Genomic DNA, 24,989 nt, shown 5'->3' on the forward strand with positions numbered 1-24,989 from the left:
CTAACGGGGGATGAATCGGTCACGGATCGATGAACTCACCGGGCGTCGGGTTCGGGATTGCGGCCCGCCCGTGCGAGGAAGTCGAAGTCGCAGCCCTCGTCGGCCTGCGTGATGTGTTCGCTGTAGAGCGCCCCGTAACCGCGCTCGAACCGGGGCGACGGCGCCGTCCAGCCGGCACGCCGCCGCGCCAGTTCCTCATCGGACACCTCGAGCCGCAGGGTCCGCGAAGGAACGTCCAAGGTGATCAGGTCGCCGTCGCGGACCAGGGCGAGCGGGCCGCCGACGTGCGACTCCGGGGCCACGTGCAGGACGCAGGCGCCGTAGCTCGTCCCGCTCATCCGCGCGTCGGAGATCCGGACCATGTCACGGACACCCCGTTCGAGCAGGTGGGCGGGGATCGGCAGCATCCCGTACTCCGGCATGCCCGGGCCGCCGAGCGGGCCGGAGCCGCGCAGCACCAGCACCGAGTCCGCGGTGATCGACGGGTCGTCGATCCGCTTCTTGAGGTCGGGGTAGTTCTCGAACACCACGGCCGGGCCGGTGTGCGTGAGCAGGTGCTTCTCGGCCGCGATGTGCTTGATGACCGCGCCGGAGGGCGCCAGGTTCCCGTGCAGCACCGCGACCCCGCCCTCCCGCGCGACCGGGTTGTCGCGGGTCCGGATGACGTCGTCGTTGTGCACGCGCGCGCTCGCGAGGTTCTCGCCGAGGGTGCGGCCGGTGACGGTGAGCCGGTCCGGGTGCAGCAGGTCGGTCAGCCGCGAGAGCAGCCCGGGCAGGCCGCCGGCGTAGTAGAAGTCCTCCATCAGCCAGTCGCCGCCGGGCCGGATGTTCGCCAGCACCGGCACCTGCCGGGCGATCGCGTCGAAGTCGGCGAGCGAAACTCCGATGCCGCTGCGGCCGGCCATCGCGATCAGGTGGATCACGGCGTTGGTCGAGCCGCCGAGCGCGAGCACGGTGGTGATGGCGTCGGCGTAGGCCCGCTTGTCCAGGACCTGGGTGATGGTCAGGTCCTCCCGGACCATGTCGACGATCCGGGCGCCGCTGGCGGCGGCCATCCGGTGGTGCGCCGAGTCGACGGCGGGGATCGACGCGGCACCCGGCAGCGTCACGCCGAGCACCTCGGCGGCCGAGGTCATGGTCGACGCCGTCCCCATCGTCATGCAGTGCCCCGGTGACCGGGCCAGCCCGCGTTCCAGTTCGGACATTTCGGCGTCGCCGATCAGCCCGGCGCGCTTGTCGTCCCAGTACTTCCACATGTCGGTGCCGCTGCCGAGCACCTCGTCGCGCCAGTGCCCGCGCAGCATCGGCCCGGCCGGGACGAAGATCGACGGCAGCCCCGCGCTGGCCGCGCCCATCAGCAGCGCCGGCGTGGTCTTGTCGCAGCCGCCCATCAGGACGGCGCCGTCGATCGGGTAGGAGCGGAGGATCTCCTCGGTCTCCATGGCCAGCAGGTTCCGGTAGAGCATCGGGGTCGGCTTCTGGTAGGTCTCCGACAGCGTGGCGACCGGGAACTCCAGCGGGAAGCCGCCGGCCTGCCAGACACCGCGTTTGACCTGCTCGGCGCGTTCGCGCAGGTGCATGTGACAGGGGTTGATGTCCGACCAGGTGTTGAGGATGCCGATGACCGGCTTCCCGAGGTGTTCTTCCGGGTTGTAGCCGAGCTGGCGGCTGCGGGCGCGGTGGCTGAAGTTGCGCAGTTCGTCGCCGCCGAACCACCGGTGGCTGCGGAGTTCCTCGGGTCGTTTCATGCGATCCAGTATGGCATCTGATATATGATCTGGTGGGCCTGGTTGAATGGGTTCCGACACGAACATAGGGAGCGCGCCATGACCGGGACGTTCAGCCTGCCCGCCTCCCGGACCGAAGTGGTCCTGGAGGAGATCCGCCGCGGCATCCTGACCCGGGAGCTGGAGCCCGGCCAGCCGCTCGTCGAAGCGGAGCTGGCCGCGCGGCTCGGCGTGTCGAAGACCCCGGTGCGCGAGGCGCTCAAGGTGCTGTCCAACTCGGGGCTGGTGACGTTCAGCCCGTACAAGGGCGCGTCGGTGATCACGGTCGACGCCGAGCTCGCCAAGTCCGTCTACGACGTGCGGATGGTGCTCGAACCGGAGGCCGTCCGGCGGACCGTCGAGAGGAACGACCCGGAGCTGCTCGAAGACGCGGCCGAGGCGCTGAAGGAGGCGTCGACGGCCATCGCGGACAAGGACCAGGCGGCGCTGAGCCTGCTGAACCGCCGCTTCCACCGCGCCCTCTACTCCGGCTGCGGCAACCCGCTGCTGGTCAGCATCCTCGACGACCTCAAGGACCGCGCGGCGCTGATCAGCGTCGTCGGCTGGGAGGCCAACCCCAGCTGGAAGAAGGAGTGGACCGAGCACCGGGCGGTGCTGGCGGCGGCGAAGAAGGGTGACGCCGAGGGCGCGGCCACGCTGCTGCGCGACCACATCGGCGGCTTCCTCGACCGGGTGCTGAAGGCCATCGGATGAGGCTGCTGCTCATCTCGGACACCCACCTGCCCGCCCGGGCGCGCGAGCTGCCGGCGCAGGTGTGGGCCGAGGTGGCGGCCGCCGACGTCGTCGTGCACGCGGGCGACTGGGTCGACGTCGCCCTGCTGGACGAGCTGGAGGAGCGCAGCAAGCGGCTGATCGGCGTGTACGGCAACAACGACGGCCCGGCGTTGCGGGCCCGGCTGCCGGAGGTCGCGCGGGTGGAGCTCGGCGGCGTGCGCCTGGCCGTGATCCACGAGACGGGTGCCAAACAGGGCCGTGAGCAGCGGTGCGCCGCGCAGTTCCCGGACACCGACGTGCTGGTGTTCGGGCACAGCCACATCCCGTGGGACACGGTGGCGCCGTCCGGGCTTCGCCTGCTGAACCCGGGGTCGCCGACCGACCGCCGTCGCCAGCCGTACTGCACGTACCAGACAGCTTCGGTGCGCGACGGCGCCTTGGCGGACGTCGAGCTGCACCGACTGCCCCCGAGGGGGTAGACAGGTCCCATGGATCCGGCATGGGCGTTGCGGGAGATCGCGTTCCAGCTCGAACGCGCGGGGGAACCGACCTACCGCGTCCGCGCGTTCCGCAACGCGGCGGCGACGGTCGACAAGACCGGCGCCGAGAAGCTGGCGCAGCTGGCGGAGAACGGCACGCTGACGTCGCTGCCCGGGATCGGCAAGGCCACCGCGGGGGTGATCGAGGACGCGCTGGCCGGCCGTGACCCGGCGTACCGCGGCAAGATCGTCTCGAAGGAGCTGCCGGACGGCGAGCCGCTGCGCTCGGCGTTGCGCGGCGACTGCCACACCCATTCCGACTGGTCGGACGGCGGCAGTTCGATCGGCGAGATGGCGGTGGCGGGCCGCGACCTCGGCCACGAGTGGATGGTGCTGACCGACCACTCGCCGCGCCTGACGGTCGCGAACGGGCTCTCGCCGGACCGGCTGCGGACGCAGATGCAGATCGTGGCGAAGGCGAACGAGCTGATGGCACCGTTCCGGCTGCTGCAGGGCATCGAGGTCGACATCCTCGACGACGGGTCACTCGACCAGGAGGAGGACCTGCTGGGCGAGCTGGACTTCGTGGTGGCGAGCGTGCACTCGAAACTCCGGATGCCGTCCCGCGACATGACCCGCCGGATGGTGGCGGCGGTCCGGAATCCGCACGTGCGCGTGCTGGGGCACTGCACCGGGCGGCTGGTGGTGGGACGCGGCCGTCCGGAGTCGGAGTTCGACGCGGAGAAGGTGTTCACGGCGTGCCGGGAGAACGGCGTGGCGGTGGAGATCAACGCCCGCCCGGAGCGCCTGGACCCCCCGATGCGGCTGTTGCGCCTGGCGGCGGAGATCGGCTGCGAGTTCACGATCGACAGCGACGCGCACGCGCCGGGGCAGCTGGATTGGCTGGGTTACGGGTGTGAGCGGGCGATCAAGGCGGGCATCGGCCCGGACCGCATCCTCAACACCCGCACGGCGGATGAGCTGCTGAGGCGGTGAAGCCACCTTTTTCGAGCCTGGTCGTCGCGGCCCTCGCCACCACCGCGATCGTCGCCCTCTTCACCAAGGTGCTCTGACCCCGGGACGGCCGAAGCCGCCCCGGGGCCCGCGCCTTCAGTTGATCGTGTACGAGTCGCCGTACACCTTCCACTTCAACGGCGTGTGCAGGTCGAAGTTGCCGTCGTTGAGGAACTTCAGCTGCTCGGTGTCCACCCGGGACGTGTCCGCGTGCGCCTCTTCCTGCTTCATGATCACCTTGCGGGCGTCGAAGAACGCCTTCAGGTACGTCGTCTCGTTGCCGCCCTGTGCCGGGGTCTTCGCCTTCTTCATCGCGGCCTTGCGGATGCCGCCGAAGCTGTCCGAGCTGTCGCCGGGACCGTGCATCACGATCGCGTCGTAGTAGGCGAACTGGCCGAGGTTGCTCAGGCCGTCCGACTTGCCCTGGCTCACCGCCGGGTTGAAGTACACGCGGTCGCGCTCGTTGTTCTGGGCCGTCTGGAACGCCGTCGTCGCCGCGGCCTGCTTCCAGGCGCTTTCGAACGCCGAACCCAGGCCCGCGTGTGAATCCGTGCCGTTCACCTTGCGCAGCGCCGGGAGGAACTTCGCCAGCGGGTTGTCCGGCACCGAGTTCGTGTACGCCTCGACGAGTTCGAGCATGTCGCCGGTGCCGGAACAGAAGCCGATGATGCCCGCGGTGTACCCGCGGCCGTCGCCGATGTCCTCGATGTACTTGTACTGCGCCTTCCAGTCCAGCGACGAGTTCTCCGCGCTGGAAACCAGCTTCATCGCGATTTCCTTCTTCGCCGGGGCCGAGAGGTCGCCGGCGGCGAGCACCGACGCGCCGGCCACCGGTGCCGGCGCGGCCGAGGAGAACGCGGGCGTGGTGATCACGAGGGCCGCGACGGAGGCGGCGCCGAGCGTGCCGAGGAGGACCGGCCGCAACTTCTTGCTCATGGGGAGGGGACCCTTTCCGCGGGATGCGCCGTGAAAAAACGGCGGTACGACTGGTGCGGGTGGAGCTGCGGCGTAGCGACACGGTAGCGAAGAGTCAGCACGCTCCACAAGAGGTGGAAACCGTTCATGTTCGTGAACGGTCCAGACCACCCCGCGGGTCCGGAAAGGACGGTCAGCGCACCCCGGAGAAGAGCCGGATGACGTCCGGCAGCACGCTCACCGGGATCGTCGGGTCGATCGCGCGCTGCACGCCGAGCCCGATGCCGAGGCTGAGCAACGCCGTCGCGGCGTCGTCGGCCGACATCGGGAGGGTGATCCCGAACCGCTCGGCGTACCCGGTGAGCAGGCCGGCAATGGTGTCGCGGATGGCTTTGTCGCGCGCCGCCAGTTCGGCGCGCACGTGCGGGTCGCGCCGCGCGTTCGTCGCGAACTCCACCTCGAGCGCGGTCCAGGCCTCGTCGCCGATGCTGCGCTCGGCCCACGTCTGGAACGCCGTCAGCAGCCCCTCCACGCCTTCGGCGCCCGCCAGTGCTTCGGCGACCAAGGCGACCTGCTCGTCGTGGATCCGGTCGAGCACGGTGAGGCAGAGCTCGTCCTTGCTGCGGAAGTTCGAGTACACCGCGCCCTTGGAGTAGCCCGCCTCGTCGGCGACCTTTTCCAGCGACGTCACCGAGTAGCCGTCGCGCAGGAAGAGCAGCTTGGCGGTCTCGATCAGCTGCTCGCGGGTGCGCGCCTGGCTTTCCGCGCGGGTGAGTCGGGCCATGGGGCCAACTCTAGCGAGCCCCGGAATCGGGGTACCGCCGGTTTTCGGATACTGTTAGTCTCCGAAAATGGAACAACGCGACTTCGCGGTCCTCGTCATCGGCGCCGGGGCATCGGGGCTGGGTGCCGCGATCCGCCTCACCCAGGCCGGCGTCGGCGACCTCGCCGTGCTCGAGAAGGCCGGCACGCTCGGCGGCACCTGGCGCGACAACACCTACCCCGGCTGCGCCTGCGACGTCCCGTCCGCGCTGTACTCGTACTCGTTCGCGCCCAATCCCGGGTGGACCCGCGCGTTCGCGGGCCAGGACGAGATCCGCACCTACCTGCGGGACACGGCCGCCCGGTTCGGCGTCACCTCCAAAATCCGTTACGGCGTGGAGGTGACGCGCGCACAGTGGAACGACCGCGCCGCGCGGTGGGAGCTGGAGACGTCACGAGGTCCCTACACCGCGCGGATCCTGGTCGCGGGCACCGGTCCCTGGCACGAACCGCTGGTCCCGGACCTGCCCGGGCTCGCCGGCTTCCCGGGCGAGGTCTTCCACTCGGCGCGCTGGAACCACGGCTACGACCTGGCGGGCCAGAGGGTCGCGGTGATCGGCACCGGCGCCTCCGCGGTCCAGTTCGTCCCCGAGATCGTGCCCCGGGTGGGCCGGCTGCACCTGTTCCAGCGCACGGCGCAGTGGGTCCTGCCCAAGCCGGATCACCACGTTCCCGGCGTCGAGCGGTTCCTGTTGCGGCGGTTCCCGGCTCTGCAGAGGGCGTTGCGCGGCGCGGAGTACGGCGCGATGGAGGCACTCGGGTTCGGGTTCCGGCACCCGTGGCTGCTGCGGCAGGTGCAGAGGATCGGGCTCGCCCACCTGCGCCTCGCGGTCCGGGACCCGGAGCTGCGGCGGGCGCTGACCCCGGACTACACGCTGGGCTGCAAGCGCCTGCTGATGTCCAACACGTACTACCGCTCGCTGACCCAGTCCCATGTGGACGTCCACCCGACGGCGGTGCGCTCGGTCCAGGGCACGCGCGTGCTGGGCGCGGACGGTTCGAGCGCGGAAGTCGACGCGATCATCTTCGGCACGGGCTTCCACATCCTCGACATGCCGGTGTCGGCCCGGGTGTTCGACGCCGAGGGCCGCAGTCTGGACGACCACTGGAAGGGCAGCCCGCAGGCGTACCGGGGGACGTCGGTGGCCGGGTTCCCGAACCTGTACCTGTTGCTGGGCCCGAGCCTGGGCACCGGGCATTCGTCGGCGTTCACGATCGTCGAGGCCCAGGTGGAGCACCTGGTGGCGGCGGTGACCCGGACCCTGCGGGTCGAGGGAGGCTCGCTGTCGGTCCGGGCGTCGGCGCAGGAGACGTTCAACGCGGAGGTCCAGGCGGCTTTGCCGGGAACGGTGTACCAGTCGGGCGGGTGTTCCAGCTATTACACGGATGTCAACGGGCGCAACAGTTTCAGCTGGCCGTTCTCGACGGGCCGGCTGCGGCGGCAGGTGGGGGAGTTCCGGGAAGCGGACTACGAGCTCGGTCAGTCCCACTCCCAGCAGATCCCGTAGACCCCCGGCCGCGCGTCCAGCACCGCGATGTGGCTCGTCCCGCTCGGACCCACCGGCAGCTCCGGCCGCGAATCCCCTTCGCCCGAATACCGGTAACACCGCACCGGCACCGCCGCCGGGTCGAAGCACGCCTGCAGCACTATCTGGCGGGCCGGCGCGCGCACCCCGAACTGCAGGTAGTTCGTCTCCGGTGGCTCTCCGTCGTACGCGAACTCGAAGTCGAACACGTACGTCTCGCCCGTGCGCAGCGGGTAGTCGAACCGCAGTTCGCACGCCACCAGCTCGGATGCCGCGTCCCGGCGGACGCGGCCCGGGCGGCAGCAGTGCGTCGACCTCAGCACCGGCTGGTGGCCGCCGCCGGTCTGGGGGCGGAAGAACGACACCCAGCGGTCCACTCCGTCCGCCCGGCTGGTCACCACCAGTTCCGTGCGGACCGATCGCTCGGTGCGGTCCGCGCCCAGCGTCGCCCGCTGGTGGACCGACACCAGTGCGAGCCGGGCGTTGCCGTCGAGGTCGATGCCGTCGCAGGCCGCCAGTTCCGTCGGCTCGGAACCGAGCGCGCTGGCCAGGCTCACCCCGGACGGCCACGGCTGCGCCCGGCGCTCCCGCGGCCGCGTCACCAGGCTGGTCAGCGCGTCCGCCGGGAGCCCGAGGCAGCTCTCGGCGACGGCCACCGCGTGCAGTGAGCGGTGGCCTTCCGGGTGGCGGCGGCCCCGGCGCCAGTAGCTGAGCGTGGCCAGGCTGACCTGGGCGCCCCGCATCGCCATCCGCCGCTGCAGGGCCTCCAGGCTCAGGCCGTGCCGCCGGATCGCCAGGTCGAAGGCCTCGGCGAACGGGGCCGACGCTGATAACGCCTCCATCCGGGTAAGCATGAATACCGGGCGCATCGGGCGCAACGAGGGCCTGCCACCAAAGTAGGTGGCAGGCCCCGCCGGGTCAGCTCACGGTGACCCCGGTGTCGTCCACGGCGAACGACGTCTGCAGCGACTGGTCCTCCGTCCCGGCGAACTTCAGCGTGACCGTCTGGCCCGCGTACGCGGACAGGTCGAGCGTCTTCTGGACGTACGCCGAGTTGCGGTCGAGGTTCGAGTACGTCGCCAGCGTCGCCGAACCCGCGGACACCACGAGCTTGTCGTAGGCCACGTTCTCGGTCTCCGCCGTCCACACGCGCAGCCAGAACGTCAGGCTCGCCTTGCAGCCGGCCGGGATGGTGACCGACTGCGTCAGCGTGTCCGTGTGCGCCGAACCCCAGCCGCCGAGCCAGGAGTCGTAGCTGCCCGTGCGCGCCGGCGCCTGGCTGCCCCACTGGCCGATGGTGGTGTTCGGGTCGGTCCAGGACGCCTGGCCGGACTCGAAGCCCGGGTTCTGCACCAGCTGGCCACTGCACCCGCCCGGGGAGTCGTGGTGGTCGGCGGCGTGGTGGTCGGGGGCGTGGTCGTGGTCGGCGGGGTGCCGGTGCACGTCGGGTCACCGGACTGCGCCGGGACGCTCACCGCGTTCCACGCCGCCTTCACCGCGTCGAACTCGGCGCAGCTGTTCGGGTACAGGTTCTTCGCGGCCTGCAGCGTCCACGTCCGGTAGCGCAGGTACGAACTGCCGGACGTCTTCAGCTGCACCGCGCCGTGCATGATGTTGATCGCCTTGCGGATGCCGATGCCGGAGAGCGTGCTGCCGTTGCACGTCGAGCTGGCCGGCTGCCCGTTCGTCGGGTTGCTGCCCTCGGCGAGCAGGTAGAACCAGTGGTCGCCGGGCCCGGCCGCCTTGTGCACCTCGGCGTTCGGCGTCGAGCTGGAGTAGCAGTTCGGGTCGCCGACCTTCGACGGGTCGTACATGTACCGGATCGCGCCGGTGCCGACCAGGTTGACCTCCTCGCCGATCGCGTAGTCCGGCGGGTCGTACTGCGACGGCTCGTTCGCGTAGAACTCCGTCGCCGTGCCGAAGGTGTCCGCGATGAACTCCTGCGTGCCACCGCCGGAGAAGCCGCCGGAGCCGGAGTAGTCGTCGATGCCGTGGCCCATCTCGTGGCCGAGGATGTCCAGCGAGCCGACCCACTCGCCGCTCGGGTTGTGCCCGAGGTTCACATACGCCGGACGCGAGTTGTAGTAGTACGCGTTTTCGTCGTCGAGCCCGACGCGGATCTTCCACGCGCCGCCGTTGCCGGTGAAGCCGTTGCGGCCCAACCACTCCGAAAGCATCTTCTTCTCGGTCTGCGCGACGAACAGTGCGTCGGCACAGCCGGTCTCGATGTTCGTGCCGGTGCCGTTGCCCCAGCTGTCGTCCGGTCCGGTGAGGACGGAGTCGCTGCTGTAGTTGCGGCAGTCGAGGTTCGGCGTGTTCGGGTCGGCCATCGAGTACGTGCTGCCGGACTTCGTCGTGTTCAGCGGCAGCGACGGGCCGTTCCACTTGCCGGTGCCGGTCCCCGCGGCCAAGTGCTGGACCGTCCGCAGGACGCGCCCGTCCACCGCGTCGACGTAGACGCTCAGGCTGCTCGGCTCGCCGTGTTCGTCGGTGCCTTCGACGTTGCTCTCGTAGGCGAGCCGCCCGGCGCCGTCGGCGACCACGACGAGCTGCCCGCCCGGCAGGCTCTTCGGCTCGCGGAGCTGCTTGCGGGCCACGGCCTCGGCCTGCGCGGCGGTGAGTTTCGCGCCGTGGACGTCGAGGTCACCGAGCGCCTGCTGCTGCGCGACGGACGTGGTCTTCACCGTGCCGGCGGCGTCGGTGGCGATGACCAGGTCGCCGCCGATCACCGGCAGCCCGTCGTAGGTGCGGTCGTAGACCACGTACGACAGCCCGGCCGCCGACCGGACGTCCCGCTGGACGAACTTGTCGTGCTTGCCGGCGTGCAGGGCGGCGGGGCGGGCGGCGACCAGGCCGGCGGCGGCGCCGGTGGCGTTGGCCTGTGCCTGCGCGGCGGACGGCGGGGGCACGGGGGCGGGCTGCGCGGGCGCGGCGACGGCGATGCCGACCACCACCATGCCCGCCGCCGTCGCACCGCCGAGCGCGGCGAACCGTTGGGGCAATCTCATGACGCTCCTTGGGAAAACGCGAAGGGGAAAGGGAGAACCCGATCGACGCTAACCGCGGAAGGAGACCGTCAGAAGATTCATCACAGCGCCGGAATTTCACGCTCCCGCACTGTGAAAGCGTGAAACGTCAGAGCGTCGTGAACCGGATGCCCGCTTTGGTGAGCCGGTCGACGAGCGCGCCGCCCATCGCGGTCGCCGTGGTCACCTGGCCCGCCGTTTCCGGCAGTTCGTCGGTCGCCAGGCACAGCGCCGACTCCGCGAGCATCTTCGCCGTTTCGTCGTAGCCCGGGTCGCCGCCGGACACCTCCGTCACCACCCGCGAGCCGCCGCCTTCGCCGACGAACCGCACCGAGAACCACGACCTCGCGCGCCGCTCGGGGCTCGGCCCGCTGCCGGGCGCGAGCAGCCGCGAGAGCGCCCGGCGGGCCGGCGGGACCTGGGCCGCGGCGAACAGCGCACCCGCACCGGCGACGCCCCCGGCCAGCACCGGCAGGTGCTTGACCGCGGCGAAGTGCCGGTAGGTGAAGTCCGGCCCGTAGCGCTCGGACGCGGCGGCCGACCGGCGGACGACGTCGGCGTCGATCGTCGGCAGCGGCACCGCCCACCAGCCCGGGCCGGCGACCCGGTGCGGGCGCCCGAGCGGGGCGCGGGCGAACCGCCCGGACGGCCGCGGCTCGGCCGCCGCCCGCTCACGCGCCACCCGGGCCCCGGCCGGCAGCCGGGACATGATGGTCAGCGCGCTGAGGAACGTGCCGCCCGAGGGCATCCCGCCGGCCCGGACGTAGCCGTCGACCCGCAGCGGCACGCCTTCGGGCAGCTGCTGCACGGTGAACCAGGCACCGAGGTCGTGCGGGATCGAGTCGAACCCGCACGCGTGCACCAGCCGCGCGCCGGTCTCGCGGGCCCGCCGGTCGTGGGCCAGGTACATCCGGTCGACGAACTCGGGCTCGCCGGTCAGGTCGACGTAATCGGTCCCCGCATCCGCGCAGGCGGCCACCAGCGGTTCGCCGTGCGTCAGGTACGGGCCCACGGTCGAGATCACCACCTTCGTGGCCTGGGCGACGGCCCGCAGCGACGCCGGATCGCCGGAGTCGGCGACGAGCACGTCGAGCGCGGCGAACCGGTCGTCGAGCTCGGTGAGCAGCGCCCGGACGGCCTCGAGCCTGCCGCGGTTGCGCCCGGCCAGCGCCCATTGAAGGCCCGCCGGTGCGTGCCGGGCCAGGTACTCGGCGGTCAGGCCGCCGGTGAAGCCGGTGGCGCCGAACAGGACCACGTCGTAGGCACGCATGTCTTCTCCTCCGTGGACGGCGGCGGCCTTGAGGTTACCCGTCGGTCAGTTCCCGGCGCCGGGTGAACTACCGGCGGGTACAGTGCCCCCTCGAACGCGAGGAGGCAACCGTGACCGAACGCTTCGGCAGCTACCAGAACGAGATCTACCTGCAGGGACTCGGGGGTCAGCTGCCGCCGTGCTCGACCGACGCGACGAAGCTCGAAGCGTCGGCGCGCGAGGTCATGGCCCCCGGGCCGTTCTCCTACGTCGCGGGCGCGGCCGGCTCCGGCGCGACCGCCCGCGCCAACCGCGAGGCGTTCGACCGCTGGCGCGTCGTGCCCCGGATGCTGACCGGCGCCACCGACCGCGACCTGGCCACGACGGTGCTCGGCACCCGCCTGCCCGCCCCGGTGGCCGTCGCGCCGGTCGGCGTCCAGTCGATCGTCCACCCGGACGCCGAATCCGCGACCGCCCGCGCCGCCGCCTCGGTCGGGCTGCCGTTCATCCTGTCCACGGCGTCTTCGACCGGCATCGAGGACGCCGCCGCGGCCAACGGCGACGGCCCGCGCTGGTTCCAGCTGTACTGGCCGGGCGACAACGACGTCTGCGCGAGCCTGCTGACCCGGGCGAAGGCCGCGGGCTACACGGCGCTGGTCGTCACCCTCGACACGTGGACGCTGGCCTGGCGACCGTCCGATCTGGACCAGGCGTACCTGCCGTTCCTCAAGGGCGAGGGCTGCGCGGTCCCGTTCACCGACCCGGTGTTCCGCGGCCTGCTGGAGAAGACGCCGGAAGAGGACCTGAACATGGCGATCCTGCGCTGGATCGGCATGCTCACCGGCACCGACCGGACGTGGGACCAGCTGCCGTTCCTGCGCGAGCACTGGGACGGCCCGATCGTCCTCAAGGGCATCCAGCACGTCGCCGACGCGCGCCGCGCGGCCGAGGCAGGCATGGACGGCATCGTCGTGTCCAACCACGGCGGCCGCCAGGTCGACGGCGCGATCGCGGCCCTGGACGCGCTGCCGGGCATCGTCGCGGCGGTCGGCGACCGGCTGGAGGTGCTGTTCGACTCGGGCATCCGCACCGGCTCGGACGTGCTCAAGGCCCTCGCGCTGGGCGCCCGGGCCGTCCTGGTGGGGCGCCCGTGGGTGTACGGCCTGGCCCACGCGGGCGAGGCCGGCGTCCGGCACGTCCTGCGCAGCCTGCTGGCGGACTTCGACCTGACCATGGGCTTGTCCGGCCACCGCACCCTTGCCGACCTGGGGCCGGACTCGCTGCAGCGGACGTGAGGTAACGAATCGGGAATTCCGGAGACAGCCGGGCCGGGGGCCGCTACATTTCTGCCTCACCACGGCCGCTCGGGGACGGACCGGTGGTTCCATCAGTCCTTTCACGAGGGGGTTTACCCATGTCTTCGATCTTGATGCGGATCGGCGTGCTGTGCGCCGTGCTCGGCTTCGGCACCATCGTGCTCGAGCAGTTCGACTACGAGTTCCGGATCCTGTCCTGGGCCAGCGACATGCAGCCGTTCTTCGGCATCGTCCTCGGCCTGGTCGGCCTCGCGCTGATCGGCGGCTCGGTGGCGCTGAACCGCGCCAAGAACGCGCCGCAGCCGCAGCCGCAGGCGCCGGTCCAGCCGCCGCAGCAGCCCGGCCGGCCCGGCTGACGCATCGCCCGTGAGGCCCCCTCGCCGCCGGTGAGGGGGCCTTTCACGTGCGCCCGGTCACGCGCCGGGGATATTCGGAGGCCCGGTCCGTCACGCACGGCTATCCTTGGACCAAGAATGTCCGAGCCATCCCCCTTCACCGCGCTGCGAGCGCGCCTGCCCGAGCTGATGCCGCGTGACGAGCTGCGGCTGCGTCGCCGGCTCGAAGGCGCCCGCAAAGCCCGCAACCGCGACTCCGTGCTCGCGCAGATCGCCGCCGACATCGACAAGGCCGAGCTGCGCGTCCAGTCGCGGCGCGCGAGCGTGCCCAAGATCGAGTACCCGCAAGAGCTGCCGGTCAGCAAGCTCAAGGACGAGATCGCCGCGGCCATCGACAAGCACCAGGTCGTGATCGTCGCGGGGGAGACCGGCTCGGGCAAGACCACCCAGCTGCCGAAGATCTGCCTGGAGCTGGGCCGCGGCATCCGCGGCCAGATCGGACACACCCAGCCGCGGCGGCTGGCCGCGCGCACGGTCGCCGACCGGATCGCCGGCGAACTCCACACCGAGCTGGGCGACGCGGTCGGCTACAAGGTCCGGTTCACCGACCAGTCCGGGCAGGACACCCTGGTCAAGCTGATGACCGACGGCATCCTGCTGGCCGAGATCCAGACCGACCGGTCGCTGCGCCAGTACGACACGCTGATCATCGACGAGGCCCACGAGCGCAGCCTCAACATCGACTTCATCCTCGGCTACCTCAAGCAGCTGCTGCCCCGCCGTCCCGATCTCAAGGTCATCATCACCTCGGCGACCATCGACCCGGAACGCTTCTCGAAGCACTTCGACGACGCGCCGATCGTCGAGGTCTCCGGGCGGACGTACCCGGTGGAGGTCCGCTACCGGCCGCTGGTCGACCCCGACGACCCTTCCGAAGACGCCGACGAGCGCGACCAGACCCAAGGCATCCTCGACGCCGTCGAGGAGCTGTGCGCCGAAGGCCCCGGCGACATCCTGGTGTTCCTCTCCGGCGAGCGCGAGATCCGCGACACCGCGGACGTGCTCAACCGGGCCAACCTGCGCAACACCGAGGTGCTGCCGCTGTACGCGCGGCTGTCGTCAGCCGAGCAGCAGCGCATCTTCCAGTCCCACACCGGGCGCCGGGTGGTGCTGGCGACGAACGTCGCCGAGACGTCGCTGACCGTGCCGGGCATCAAGTACGTCGTCGACCCGGGCACCGCGCGGATCTCCCGCTACAGCCACCGCACCAAGGTGCAGCGGCTGCCGATCGAGCCGGTGTCGCAGGCGTCGGCGAACCAGCGCAAGGGCCGCTGCGGCCGGACGTCCGACGGCATCTGCATCCGGCTCTATTCCGAAGAGGACTTCGAAAGCCGGCCCGAGTTCACCGATCCCGAGATCCTGCGGACCAACCTGGCCTCGGTCATCCTGCAGATGACGTCGCTGGGCCTCGGCGACATCGCCGCGTTCCCGTTCGTCGAGCCGCCGGACCGCCGCCAGGTCAGCGACGGCATCGGCCTGCTGCAGGAGCTGGGCGCGTTCTCCTCGACGAGTTCCGACCGCAGCCTGACCGACATCGGCCGCAAGCTGGCGCAGCTGCCGGTCGACCCGCGGATGGGCCGGATGGTCCTGGAGGCCGCCCGTAACGGCTGTGTCCGCGAAGTGATGATCATCGCGGCCGCACTGTCCATTCAGGACCCGCGCGAGCGGCCGGCCGAGAAGCAGCAGGCGGCCGACGCCCAGCACGCGCGGTTCGCCGACCCGACGTCGGACTTCCTGGCCTACCTGAACCTCTGGGAGTACGTCGCCGACCAGCAGAAGGCGTTGTCCGGCAACCAGTTCCGCCGCATGTGCCGCACGGAGTACCTGAACTACCTGCGTCTGCGCGAGTGGCAGGACATCTTCAGCCAGCTGCGCCAGCTGGCCAAGCCGCTCGGGATCTCCCTGAACACGAACACCGCCCCGGTGGACCCGCAGCGCGTGCACACGTCGCTGATCGCCGGGCTGCTCTCCCACATCGGGCTCAAGGACCCGGCCAAGGGCGACTACCTGGGCGCGCGCGGCGCCCGCTTCGGCATCTTCCCGGGGTCGGCGCTGTTCAAGAAGCAGCCGCGCTGGGTGATGTCGGCGGAGCTGGTCGAGACGTCCCGGCTGTGGGCGCGGGTCAACGCGCGCATCGAGCCCGAATGGGTCGAGCCGCTGGCCCAGCACGTCGTCAAGCGGTCGTACTCCGAGCCGCACTGGGAACGCAAGCAGGGCGCGGTGATCGCGACCGAGAAGGTGACGCTGTACGGCGTCCCGCTGATCGCCGACCGCCGCGTCAACTACGGCCGGATCGACCCGGAGATGTCGCGGGCGCTGTTCATCCGGCACGCGCTGGTGGAGGGCGACTGGCAGACGCGGCACCACTTCTTCGCCGAGAACCGCGCGCTGCTGGAGGAGGTCGAGGACCTCGAGAACCGCGCCCGGCGGCGCGACATCCTGGTCGACGACCAGACGCTGTACGAGTTCTACGACGCGCGCGTCCCGGCGGACGTCGTCTCGGTGCGCCACTTCGACAGCTGGTGGAAGAAGGCCCGGCACACCGATCCCGACCTGCTGTCGTTCGAGAAGTCCATGCTCATCAACGAGTCCGCGGGCAGCGTCCGCGAGGGCGACTACCCGGACTCGTGGACGCAGGGCACGCAGGTGTTCAAGCTGACCTACCAGTTCGAGCCGGGGGCGGACGCCGACGGCGTCACCGTGCACATCCCGCTGCCGGTGCTGAACCAGGTGACCCCGGACGGGTTCGACTGGCAGGTGCCGGGCCTGCGCGCGGAGCTGGTGACGCAGCTGATCAAGTCACTGCCGAAGGCGTTGCGCCGCAACTTCGTCCCGGCGCCGGACACCGCGCGGGACGTTCTTTCGCGAGTGTCCCCTTCGGACGGTCCGCTGCTGGAGGTGCTCGGCCGCGAGCTGCGGGCGCTGCGCGGGATCACCGTGCCGTACGCGGACTGGGATCCGGCTTCGGTGCCGGATCACCTGAAGATGACGTTCCGCGTGGTCGACGAGCGGGGTCGCCGGGTGGCCGAGGGCAAGGACGTCGCGGAACTCCAGCGGCGGCTGGCGCCGAAGGTCCGTGAGACGATCTCGAAGGCGGCCAACACGCTGGAGAAGGCCGGGCTGACGAAACCGTCGTTCGGCTCGCTGCCGAAGGTGTTCGAGTCGACGCAGCGCGGCCACGACGTGAAGGCGTACCCGGCGCTGGTGGACGAAGGTGCGTCGGTGGCGGTCCGGCTGCTGGACACGCCGGAGCAGCAGCGGCACGCGATGTGGGCGGGCACCCGGCGGATGCTGCGGCTGAACCTGAACTCGCCGATGAAGTTCATCACGAGGTCGCTGTCCAACTCGTCGAAGCTGGTGCTGAACCGCAACCCGCACGGAAGTGTCGCGGCCCTGCTGGAGGACTGCGTCGACTGCGCGGTGGACGCCCTGATGACGGCCGCCGGCGGCCCGGCGTTCGACGAGGCGGGCTTCCAGGTGCTGCTGTCGAAGGTGCGCGAGGGTCTGCACACCGAGGTGCTGGCGGTGTTGACGGACGTGGAGAAGATCCTCCGCGCGGCGAACGACGTCGAGGTCCAGCTGTCGTCGGCCCGCGGCCCGGCGGAGTCGCTGGCGGACATCCGGGCTCAGCTGTCGGCGCTGGTGTACCCGGGTTTCGTGACGGAGACGGGCGCTTCGCGGCTGCGGCACGTGGTGCGGTACCTGCAGGGGATTTCCCGCAGGTTGGAGAAGCTGGTTTCGGAGCCGACGCGCGACCTGCAGCGGACGGCGGACATCGCGTGGATCACGCGGGAGTATGCCGACGCCTTGGCATCGTTGCCGCCGGGCACCTCGTCCCCGGCGTTGCGCGAGGTGCGGTGGATGATCGAGGAATTGCGGGTTTCGTTCTTCGCGCAGACGCTGGGGACGGCGCATCCGGTGTCGTTGAAGCGGATCACGAAGGCCTTGGACGACGCCCTGGGTTAGAGGAAGACCCGCGCGATCTCCAACCACGTCCGCGCGTCTTGGCCGACCGCGGTCAGGCCCGTTTCGGCCAGCCGGCGGCGCTGGGTGACGCGGAGGCAGAAGTCGAGCGCGCTGCCCTCGATCCGCTGCGCGGCGTCGGCCGGGCCCCACGTCCAGGTCTCGCCGCCCGGACCGGTCAGCTCGAGGCGGAACGGCTCCGCCGGAATCGGCAGCTGGGCCGCGTAGAAGGACAGCGTCCGGCCTTCGACACCCAGCGCGGCCACGTGCCGGAGCCTGCCGGTCGGCCGGTGCTCGGCGCCGAGGGTGTCGTAGACGTCCTGGCCGTGCGCCCACGTCTCCAGCAGCCGCAGCGGCACCATCAGTGCCGGTGTCACCGCCGAGCCGATCCACGGGAACGCCCGCTCGCGCGGTACCTCGCGCAGCGCCGCCGCCACCTCGGCGCGGCCGGTACGCCAGCGTTCCAGCAGCGCTTCCCGCGGTTCGGCCGCGCCCGCGGCGGCTACCGCGTCAGCGTCTTCCGGCTTTTCGTCGAAGGCTTCCGGGGTCCGCAGGGCGACGAGCAGGTTCGCGTCGGCGGCGGCGAGGTGGGCGATCTGGTGGGCGATCGTCCAGCCCGCGGCCGGGGTCGGGCGGGTCCAGTCGGGCGCCGCCGAGACGAGGGCGTCGAGTTCGTCTCCCTCGGCCACCAGATCGGGCAACGCGCGGTTGTGGTCCACCGCGGAAAGGTCGAGGCCGTAGTCGATCATTGTTCCAAACTACCGAAATACCGGAATGTCCGGCTTCGAACTTCCGTCGGTTGACCGGGTTCGCCCGCCGGACAAGCCTGGGTCGGCTGGAGACCTTCCTGGAAAGGACTTTCCGATGTCCTTGGGTGTTTCGTCCGTCAGGCGAAGAATCGCCGTCGCCTGTGCCGCTCTTCTCTTGCCGCTCGTGCTCGCGCCCGCCGCGCACGCGGCCACCGGGGGTTCGCCGCTGCCGGTCAATCCGCACACCGGCAAGCAGCGGCTCGCCGAAGAAGCCCGGCACGACGTGCCGAACCCGCTGCTCAAGGAGCAGTTCGCCGAGGAGGAAGAGGAGGACGGCGACAACCCCGCGCTGTCCGCGCTCTGCCAGACCTACATCGGCAAGCCGAACCCGTACCGGCCGCTCGTGCCGAACACCGACGTCATCGACGGCGACACGATCGTGCCGACCGGCAGCCAGACCGGTTGCAGCACGGCCCAGAACGAGACCACCATCGCCGTCAACCCGGAGAACCCGCGCAACATCGTCGCCGGGTCCAACGACTACCGGCTGTACAACACGCGCGAGTCCCGCAACGACTCCGGCGGCTTCGCCTACACCTCGTTCGACGGCGGCCGGACCTGGGCGAACGTCCAGCTGCCGCACCTGGACTACCCGACCGGGGCAGCCGCCCCACTGTCCTACATGGACGCTGCCGGCGACCCGGCGATCGCCTTCGGCCCGCACAACACCGTGTACTACGCGACGCTGGTGTTCAGCCGCGCCGCGGTTCCCGACGACCAGCAGCTCGCCAGCGGCATCGCGGTGTCGGTGTCCCACGACGGCGGCCGCAGCTTCGGCGACCCGGCGATCCTGCACCTCGACGGCGTCACCCCGGCGGGCACGCCGACGCCGGCGAACATCTTCAACGACAAGGAGTGGATCGCCGCCGACCCGGTGACCGGCGACGTCTACGTGACCTGGACGCAGTTCACCTACGACGCGACCGGCGCGTTCGTCGAGTCGCCGATCGTGCTGTCCAAGTCCCGCGACTTCGGCCGGACGTGGTCGCCGCTGCGGCGGATTTCGCCGTCGCTGACCGGGTTCCACGGCGGGATCACGCCGTTCGGCAGCGGCTCGAACCCGGTCGTCACCCGCGACGGGACGCTCCAGGTGGCGTACGAGACGTCGGTGTGCGCGACGGCCGCGTGCGACCAGCCCGCCGACCACGACGCGGTCGTCGTGGCGACCTCGCGCGACGGCGGCCGGACGTTCCGGCACACCGAGGTGGCGCTCGACTTCGACTTCCCGGTGGACGAAGACGTCGCCAACAACGCGCTGACCGGCGAGAACTTCCGGATCAACAGCTTCCCGCAGCTGACGTACGACCGCGTCACGGACCACTTGTGGGTGACCTGGGCCGACGACCGCAACGGCACGTACCGCGACGGCGAGTCCGTGAAGACGAACGGCGACGCCTTCCTGAGCGGCTCCGACGGCCGGCACGGCTGGTCCGCGCCGGTGAAGGTCGGCACGGCTGCCGACGAGGTGTTCCCGGCGGTGGCGGCGTTCGGCGGGCGGGTCGCGGTCACGTCGTACACCCGCGCGTACGACCCGAACGGCATCGGGCTGGACTACGCGTACGCGACGGGCTGGGGCGACCGCCTGTCCCCGCTCCGCAGGATCACCACGCAGACGGCGAACCCGCAGGTTCAGTTCGTCTCGACAGGAGCGGAGACGGGCAAGGAGCTCCAGGGCGTGTTCATCGGCGACTACACGGCGGCGGCGGTCGGCGCGGACTTCAAGCTGCACCCGGCCTGGACCGACTTCCGCGGCAACCCGGGCCGGACCCTGCCGAACCAGGACGTCGGGACGCAGACGCTCCCGATGTTCCCGTAGCGGGGTGACCGGGGCGGCCGCCGCGACCAGGGCGGCGGCCGGCCCGGCGTACCCGGAGGGTCGGCTCGCGTACCCGGGGAGTCGGTTCGCGCATCTGGAGGGTCGGCTCGCGTACCCGCGGAGTCGGTTCGCGTGCCTGGAAGGTCGGTTCACGTGCCTGGGGGTCGGGCCGCGTGCCTGGAAGGTCGGTTCGCGTGTTTGGAGGGTCGGTTCGCGGGAACGGGACCCGAACTCGCGTGATTGGGGGCGGGACTCGCGTGATCGGGCCGGGATCTCGCGTGATTGGCGGGGCATCTCGCGTGATTGGGCGGGCATCACTTGCTATTTGGCGTCGGCGTAGGTGTCGACCGCTGCGGTTTGCATCGGGAAGCGGACCGGGCAGGCCGGGCCGAACAGGAGGCGGGCCGCCTCGGAGACCGAGTCCGTGATGGCCGTGGCGACCTCGTCGGCCAGGGCGGCCGGGGTGTGGACGATCACCTCGTCGTGCTGGAAGAAGACCAGGTGGGCCGGGGACGGCAGCCGGGTGCGCAGGGTCGCCAGCATCACCGCCGTCATGTCGGCCGCGCTCGCCTGGACCACGAAGTTGCGCGTGAACCGGCCCCAGCCCCGCGACGCCCGGCGCGCCTTCAGCTCCGCCGCTTCGTCGGAAGCCAGCCCGCCCGTCAACGCCCGCCACGCCGCCGACGGCGCCGGCGACGTGCGGCCCAGCCGGGACCGGACCCGTTCGCCGCGCTCGCCCGCCTGCGCCGCTCGCTCCACATAGGACACCGCGTCCGGGAACCGCTGCCGCAGCAGGCCGAGCAGCGGGCCGGCCTCCCCGGACGTGCCGCCGTACATCGCCGACAGCATCGCGATCTTCGCCCGGGCCCGGTCGTCGCGGTCGTCGTTCGCGGCTGGGACCCAGCGGGCACCCGAGAACAGCGCCTCGCCCAGCCGGGCGTACAGGTCCGTCGCCGCCGCGACGCCGGCCAGCCGCCGGTCGCCCGACAACGCCGTGAGCACCCGCGGCTCCAGCTGGGCCGCGTCCGCCACCACGAGCTTCCAGCCCGGGTCCGCGCGGACGCACGTCCGCAGCACCTTCGGGATCTGCAGCGCCCCGCCGCCGCGGCTGGCCCAGCGCCCCGACACCACGCCGCCGACGACGTAGTGCGGGCGGAACCGGCCGTCGGTGACCCACTCCTCCAGCCACGCCCAGCCGTTCGCGGTGTACAGCCGCGACAGCTCCTTGTACTCCAGCAACGGCCCGACCGCCGGGTGGTCGATGCCGCGGAGCAGGTACTTCCGCGCCGCCGGCACCTCGATCCCCTCGCGGGCCAGCGCCCGGACCACGCTCGGCGGCGAGTCCGGGTTCACCGGCCGCCCGCCGAACGCCTCGCTGATCTTCGCCGCCAGCTCGACCAGCGCCTTCGGCCGCTGCCCGGCGGGCACGCGCGGGCCCAGCCGCGCCGCCAGCAGCTCCTCGTGCACGTCGGCGCGCCACGGCAGGCCGTCGGCCGACATCTCCGCGGCGGCCAGCGCGCTCGCCGACTCCGCGGCCAGCAGCAGCCGCATCCGGTCCGGGTGCTCGGCCGCCGCCACCCGCCGCTCCTGCTCGGCGAGGACGCGCCGCACCGCCGTGACGACCGTCACGCCTTCGGGCAGCGTCGGCACCCGCGTCTCGAACAGCGTCGGCTGCGCCAGCTCGACGGCGGACTGCTCGGACGGCGGCGGCTCCTCCCCGTTCGCCCTGGCCCAGGCCGCGCGCAGGCTCCGCGACTGCTCCTCGGCGCCCTCGTACGCCAGCAGCAGCCCTTCGGCCAGCTCGAGGTCGTAGCAGCGCCGCACCCGCAGCCCGGCCGCGATCAGCACCGGGTACGTCCGCTCCACCGACGGGAACACCCACCGCGGCGCCAGCGACGACTCCAGCTCCCGCGCCAGCCTCGCGAAAGCCTTCTCGTCCAGGCCTGACACCGTGTCCGTAGGCGTGTGCACCGTGAAGCTGCCGTCCTCCTCCCGTCCCGCGATCACCTGCACCCGGACATCATGCCGACGACCACCGACAGTTTCCGGGCTGGTGCGTTCGGCGTACGGTTGGTTTACTCTCCAGTAGCTCCCATACCGCCGGTACGCCCGCCGTCGGCATGGGCTCGTTCCCGCAGCAACGGAGGTGCTTGGATGAGCCTGGTCGCGCTCGCCACCACGGTGGCGGACAAGGTGACCGAGACGGTGCGCAGCGTCGACGTGATGCGGCGGGCGGGCCTCGTCCCGTTCCCGAGACTGGACGAGGGCGTGCGTTCGCTGGTCGCGCTGCGGAAGTTCGGCCCGTTCGCCGGCGCCAACCACATCTCCGCCCGGCGCGACCCGGCCGCCGTCGGCATCGTCGACGAACTCGGCCCGCTCACCTACAAGCAGCTCGACGACCAGTCGAACGCGCTGGCCAGGGCCTGGTCCGAGCGCGGCATCCGGCCCGGCCAGGTGGTCGCCGCGCTCTGCCGCGACCACCGCGGCCTGGTCATCACGATGGCCGCGTCCGGCAAGCTCGGCGTCCGCCTGCTGCTGATGAACACCGGGTTCGCGAAGCCGCAGCTGGCCGACGTCGCCAAGCGCGAAGGCGTCACCGCGCTCGTCTACGACCAGGAGTTCACCGCCCTGCTCGACGCCATCCCGGAGGGCGTCGACCGCTACCTGGCCTGGGTCGACCCGGACAGCGACCTCACCGACCGGAACGTGCCGGTGCTGTCGGAGATCATCGCCAGCACCGACGACCGGCCGTGGCCCGCGCCGGCCAAGCCGGGCGGGTTCGTGCTGCTGACCAGCGGCACCACCGGCACGCCGAAGGGCGCGCCGCGACCGCACACCTCCGCGCTGGCGTCGGCGCAGTTCCTCGACCGGATCCCGCTGCGCTCGAACGAGGCCACCTACATGGGTGCGCCGCTGTTCCACGGCACCGGCCTCTCGCAGTTCATCCTGTCCTTCGCGCTCGGCTCGAAGGTCGTGATGCGGCGCAAGTTCAACCCCGAAGAGGCGCTGCGCGGGGTCGCCGAGCACCGGTGCACCGCGCTCGTGCTGGTGCCGACCATGCTGCAGCGGATCGTCGACCTGCCGAAGGACGTCCGCGAGAAGTACGACACGTCGGCGCTGCGGATCATCTTCGTCGCCGGCTCGGCCCTCTCGCCGGACCTGGGCAACCGCGCGAACGAGGCCTTCGGCCCGGTCGTGCACAACCTCTACGGCTCGACCGAAGTCGCGGTGGCCACGGTCGCCACGCCGGAGGACTGGGCGAAGGCCCCGGGCACGGTCGGCCGCGCGCCGGTCGGCTGCAAGGTCGCGCTCTACGACGAAAAAGGCAACAAGATCACCGAGCCGAACGTCACCGGACGCGTGTTCGTGGGCAGTGGCCTCAGCTTCGGCGGTTACACCGACGGCCGCCACAAGGAGATCATCGACGGCCTGCTCTCCAGCGGCGACGTCGGCCACTTCGACGAAGACGGCCTGTTGTTCATCGACGGCCGCGACGACGAGATGATCGTCTCCGGCGGCGAGAACGTGTTCCCGATCGAGGTGGAGAACCTGCTGGTCGAGCGCGAAGACGTGATCGAGGCGGCGGTGATCGGTGTCGAGGACCCGGAGTTCGGGCAACGGCTGAAGGCGTTCGTCGTGCCGTCCGAAGGCGCCGACTTGGACGCCGACGAGATCCGCGACTACGTCAAGGCGAACCTGGCCCGCTACAAGGTGCCCCGCGACGTCGAGTTCCTGGACGAGCTGCCCCGCAACGCGACCGGGAAGGTGCTGCGCACCAAGCTTTCCTGAGCCACGCTGGACGTTGACGATCGGCCGGCGTCCGTCGCGGTCGTGCCGCCGACGGCTGCGGTCACCTCCGGCCGGGTCCACCGGAACGCCGCTGTGGGTGCCCGGCCGGGCCAGTGGCGGTCGCGGTCGAGCACCCGCCCGTTCATGGGCCGCGGCACGGGGAAGACCCACCTCGCGCACGTGTACGCCAAGCCGGGCATCGCGAACCGCACCGAACTGGCCACCCTCGCGGCGGCCTGCCTCACCTGACGACGTACCCGGAGGGTCGGTCCGCGTACCCCGATCGTCGGCCTGCGTATCCAGAGGGTCGGCCGGCGAGCCGACCGTCCAGGTACGCCAACCGACCGTCCAGGTACGCCAACCGACTGCCGGGGTATGTGGGCCGGCCGAGCCGGGTCAGTCCCAGTCGATGCCGAAGACGCCCGGGCCGAAGTCGAACGCCACCGCGTGGACCCCGTCCGCGCCGTCCAGCTTGAGGGGGCGGCGGGCGAGCGTTCCGTTCGCGCCGTTGCGGGAGTACTGCCAGCAGCGGTCCGGCGCCGTGCCCGGGGCGAACCGCACCTCCAGCAGGTACTCCCGCACCGGGCGGCGGAACTCGCGGTAGTGCGTGTTGCGGCACTCCGGGTACGGCGGCCCGCTGTTGGTCAGCGTGTACTCGATCAGGTGCGTCTCGCCGCGGTTGATCGGCTGGTCGAACAGCAGCTCGGTGACGAGCAGGCCGTGGGCCTCGTCGATCTCGGCGCGGCCGACCCGGCAGTTGCGCACCGCGTGCAGCTCGGGGACGCCCGCCGCCGGGTCGTCCTGCGTGTACACCAGGAGCCAGCGGTCCTGGCCGTCCGCGACCGCCTGGAACACCGCGCGCGCGGTCACCGCGCGCTGGCCGCCGTCCGCGGCGATCTCGCACTGGTCGTGCAGGCCCACCATCTTCAGGGGCTGCTGGCGGTCGAGCGCGTGCGGCGCCCCGACCTTCTCCAGCAGCGGCTGCAGCACCTCGCGCGGGAACGACATCGGCTCGCCGCCTGCCTGGCGCTTGCCGGCGCCGCCGCGGGGCCGGGGCGGGGGCAGCAGCCCCAGAAGGGACCCGGCCGGGACGTCGAGGATCTCTTCGAGCGTCCGGACCGCCGACAGCGAGCTCTGCCGTTCCGGCTGCCTCTTGCCCGATTGCCAATAGCTCAGCGCGGTGACGCTGACGACGACGCCGCGGGCCCGCAGCCGCGCCTGGATCCGGTCGAGCGACAGCCCGCTGGTGGCGATGGCTGCGCGCAGCCGGATGGCGAATTCGGTGCGGCCGCTCTCCTGGCCGTCACCCGTCACGCTGCCCGCCATCGCTGAAATCCCGACCCGCCCCATGCCGTCCCCCGACGATCCC

The 24,989-nt window shown here is 71.4% G+C and carries 19 protein-coding genes; 10 read left to right on the forward strand and 9 right to left on the reverse strand.

Translation table 11 applies throughout. The features are described 5' to 3' along the window. Positions 1-35: 35 nt before the first annotated feature. Positions 36-1,748: an L-arabinonate dehydratase gene (gene araD, locus HUT10_RS38180; protein ID WP_176175622.1), complete on the reverse strand. Its 1,713-nt coding sequence runs from the start codon at positions 1,746-1,748 to the stop codon at positions 36-38. Between the two features lie 78 nt (positions 1,749-1,826). On the opposite strand from araD, the gene HUT10_RS38185 reads away from it, so the two are divergent. From HUT10_RS38185 to HUT10_RS38195, 3 genes are read left to right on the forward strand one after another with little or no spacing between them, the layout of a single operon-like run. Then, a complete protein-coding gene (locus HUT10_RS38185; RefSeq protein WP_176175623.1) occupies positions 1,827-2,480 on the forward strand; it encodes a GntR family transcriptional regulator in 654 nt (217 codons plus the stop codon). Beyond that, positions 2,477-2,980: a metallophosphoesterase gene (locus HUT10_RS38190; RefSeq protein ID WP_176175624.1), complete on the forward strand. Its 504-nt coding sequence runs from the start codon at positions 2,477-2,479 to the stop codon at positions 2,978-2,980. The genes HUT10_RS38185 and HUT10_RS38190 overlap by 4 nt, the downstream gene beginning before the upstream one ends. A gap of 9 nt (positions 2,981-2,989) precedes the next feature. Beyond that, positions 2,990-3,976: a PHP domain-containing protein gene (locus HUT10_RS38195; RefSeq protein ID WP_176175625.1), complete on the forward strand. Its 987-nt coding sequence runs from the start codon at positions 2,990-2,992 to the stop codon at positions 3,974-3,976. A 114-nt stretch (positions 3,977-4,090) separates the two neighbouring features. Here HUT10_RS38195 and HUT10_RS38200 read toward each other — a convergent pair whose 3' ends face one another. Further along, positions 4,091-4,930 (reverse strand): chitosanase, encoded by an 840-nt coding sequence (locus HUT10_RS38200; protein WP_176175626.1) that lies wholly within the window; start codon positions 4,928-4,930, stop codon positions 4,091-4,093. A gap of 172 nt (positions 4,931-5,102) precedes the next feature. Further along, positions 5,103-5,693, reverse strand: a complete 591-nt coding sequence (locus tag HUT10_RS38205) for a TetR/AcrR family transcriptional regulator (RefSeq protein ID WP_176175627.1) — start codon at positions 5,691-5,693, stop codon at positions 5,103-5,105. A gap of 67 nt (positions 5,694-5,760) precedes the next feature. On the opposite strand from HUT10_RS38205, the gene HUT10_RS38210 reads away from it, so the two are divergent. Continuing rightward, positions 5,761-7,239 carry an NAD(P)/FAD-dependent oxidoreductase gene (locus HUT10_RS38210; RefSeq protein ID WP_176175628.1) on the forward strand — a complete coding sequence of 493 codons (1,479 nt, stop codon included), beginning with the start codon at positions 5,761-5,763 and terminating at the stop codon, positions 7,237-7,239. On the opposite strand, the gene HUT10_RS38215 is transcribed toward HUT10_RS38210, so the two are convergent. The 3 genes from HUT10_RS38215 to HUT10_RS38225 form a co-directional block, all read right to left on the reverse strand. After that, a complete protein-coding gene (locus HUT10_RS38215) occupies positions 7,212-8,099 on the reverse strand; it encodes a hypothetical protein (RefSeq protein ID WP_176175629.1) in 888 nt (295 codons plus the stop codon). The two genes, HUT10_RS38210 and HUT10_RS38215, sit on opposite strands and share 28 nt — an antisense overlap. A 363-nt stretch (positions 8,100-8,462) precedes the next feature. After that, complete coding sequence (locus HUT10_RS38220) at positions 8,463-10,265, reverse strand: M4 family metallopeptidase (protein ID WP_217709678.1); 1,803 nt, start codon at positions 10,263-10,265, stop codon at positions 8,463-8,465. A 127-nt stretch (positions 10,266-10,392) separates the two neighbouring features. Further along, positions 10,393-11,553: a trans-acting enoyl reductase family protein gene (locus HUT10_RS38225; protein WP_176175630.1), complete on the reverse strand. Its 1,161-nt coding sequence runs from the start codon at positions 11,551-11,553 to the stop codon at positions 10,393-10,395. Between the two features lie 110 nt (positions 11,554-11,663). Between HUT10_RS38225 and HUT10_RS38230 the strand changes: the two genes are divergently transcribed. From HUT10_RS38230 to hrpA, 3 genes are all read left to right on the forward strand, one after another. Next, positions 11,664-12,827, forward strand: coding sequence for a lactate 2-monooxygenase (locus HUT10_RS38230; RefSeq protein WP_176175631.1), 1,164 nt, complete (start codon positions 11,664-11,666; stop codon positions 12,825-12,827). A gap of 119 nt (positions 12,828-12,946) precedes the next feature. Further along, positions 12,947-13,204: a hypothetical protein gene (locus HUT10_RS38235; protein WP_176175632.1), complete on the forward strand. Its 258-nt coding sequence runs from the start codon at positions 12,947-12,949 to the stop codon at positions 13,202-13,204. Positions 13,205-13,321: 117 nt separating this feature from the next. Beyond that, the gene (hrpA, locus tag HUT10_RS38240) at positions 13,322-17,209 is read left to right on the forward strand and encodes an ATP-dependent RNA helicase HrpA (RefSeq protein WP_176175633.1); all 3,888 of its coding nucleotides are present in this window, start codon (positions 13,322-13,324) and stop codon (positions 17,207-17,209) included. Here the strand turns inward: hrpA and HUT10_RS38245 are convergent. Beyond that, a complete protein-coding gene (locus HUT10_RS38245) occupies positions 17,206-17,955 on the reverse strand; it encodes a maleylpyruvate isomerase family mycothiol-dependent enzyme (protein ID WP_176175634.1) in 750 nt (249 codons plus the stop codon). The genes hrpA and HUT10_RS38245 overlap by 4 nt on opposite strands. A gap of 184 nt (positions 17,956-18,139) precedes the next feature. Between HUT10_RS38245 and HUT10_RS38250 the strand changes: the two genes are divergently transcribed. Next, entirely contained in the window at positions 18,140-19,831 is a 1,692-nt protein-coding gene (locus HUT10_RS38250; RefSeq protein WP_254897508.1) for a sialidase family protein, read from the forward strand. A gap of 321 nt (positions 19,832-20,152) precedes the next feature. On the opposite strand, the gene HUT10_RS38255 is transcribed toward HUT10_RS38250, so the two are convergent. Next, a complete protein-coding gene (locus HUT10_RS38255) occupies positions 20,153-21,844 on the reverse strand; it encodes a bifunctional 3'-5' exonuclease/DNA polymerase (RefSeq protein ID WP_176175636.1) in 1,692 nt (563 codons plus the stop codon). A 141-nt stretch (positions 21,845-21,985) separates the two neighbouring features. Here HUT10_RS38255 and HUT10_RS38260 point away from each other — a divergent pair, with 141 nt between their 5' ends. Continuing rightward, entirely contained in the window at positions 21,986-23,620 is a 1,635-nt protein-coding gene (locus HUT10_RS38260) for an acyl-CoA synthetase (protein WP_176175637.1), read from the forward strand. Between the two features lie 42 nt (positions 23,621-23,662). Further along, a complete protein-coding gene (locus HUT10_RS38265; protein ID WP_176175638.1) occupies positions 23,663-23,869 on the forward strand; it encodes a hypothetical protein in 207 nt (68 codons plus the stop codon). Positions 23,870-24,016: 147 nt separating this feature from the next. Here the strand turns inward: HUT10_RS38265 and HUT10_RS38270 are convergent, their stop codons facing one another. Then, positions 24,017-24,946, reverse strand: coding sequence for a hypothetical protein (locus tag HUT10_RS38270; protein WP_176175639.1), 930 nt, complete (start codon positions 24,944-24,946; stop codon positions 24,017-24,019). Between the last annotated feature and the right edge of the window lie 43 nt (positions 24,947-24,989).

Origin of the sequence: Amycolatopsis sp. Hca4, from assembly GCF_013364075.1 — a bacterium.
In the GTDB taxonomy this organism is placed as follows: domain Bacteria; phylum Actinomycetota; class Actinomycetes; order Mycobacteriales; family Pseudonocardiaceae; genus Amycolatopsis.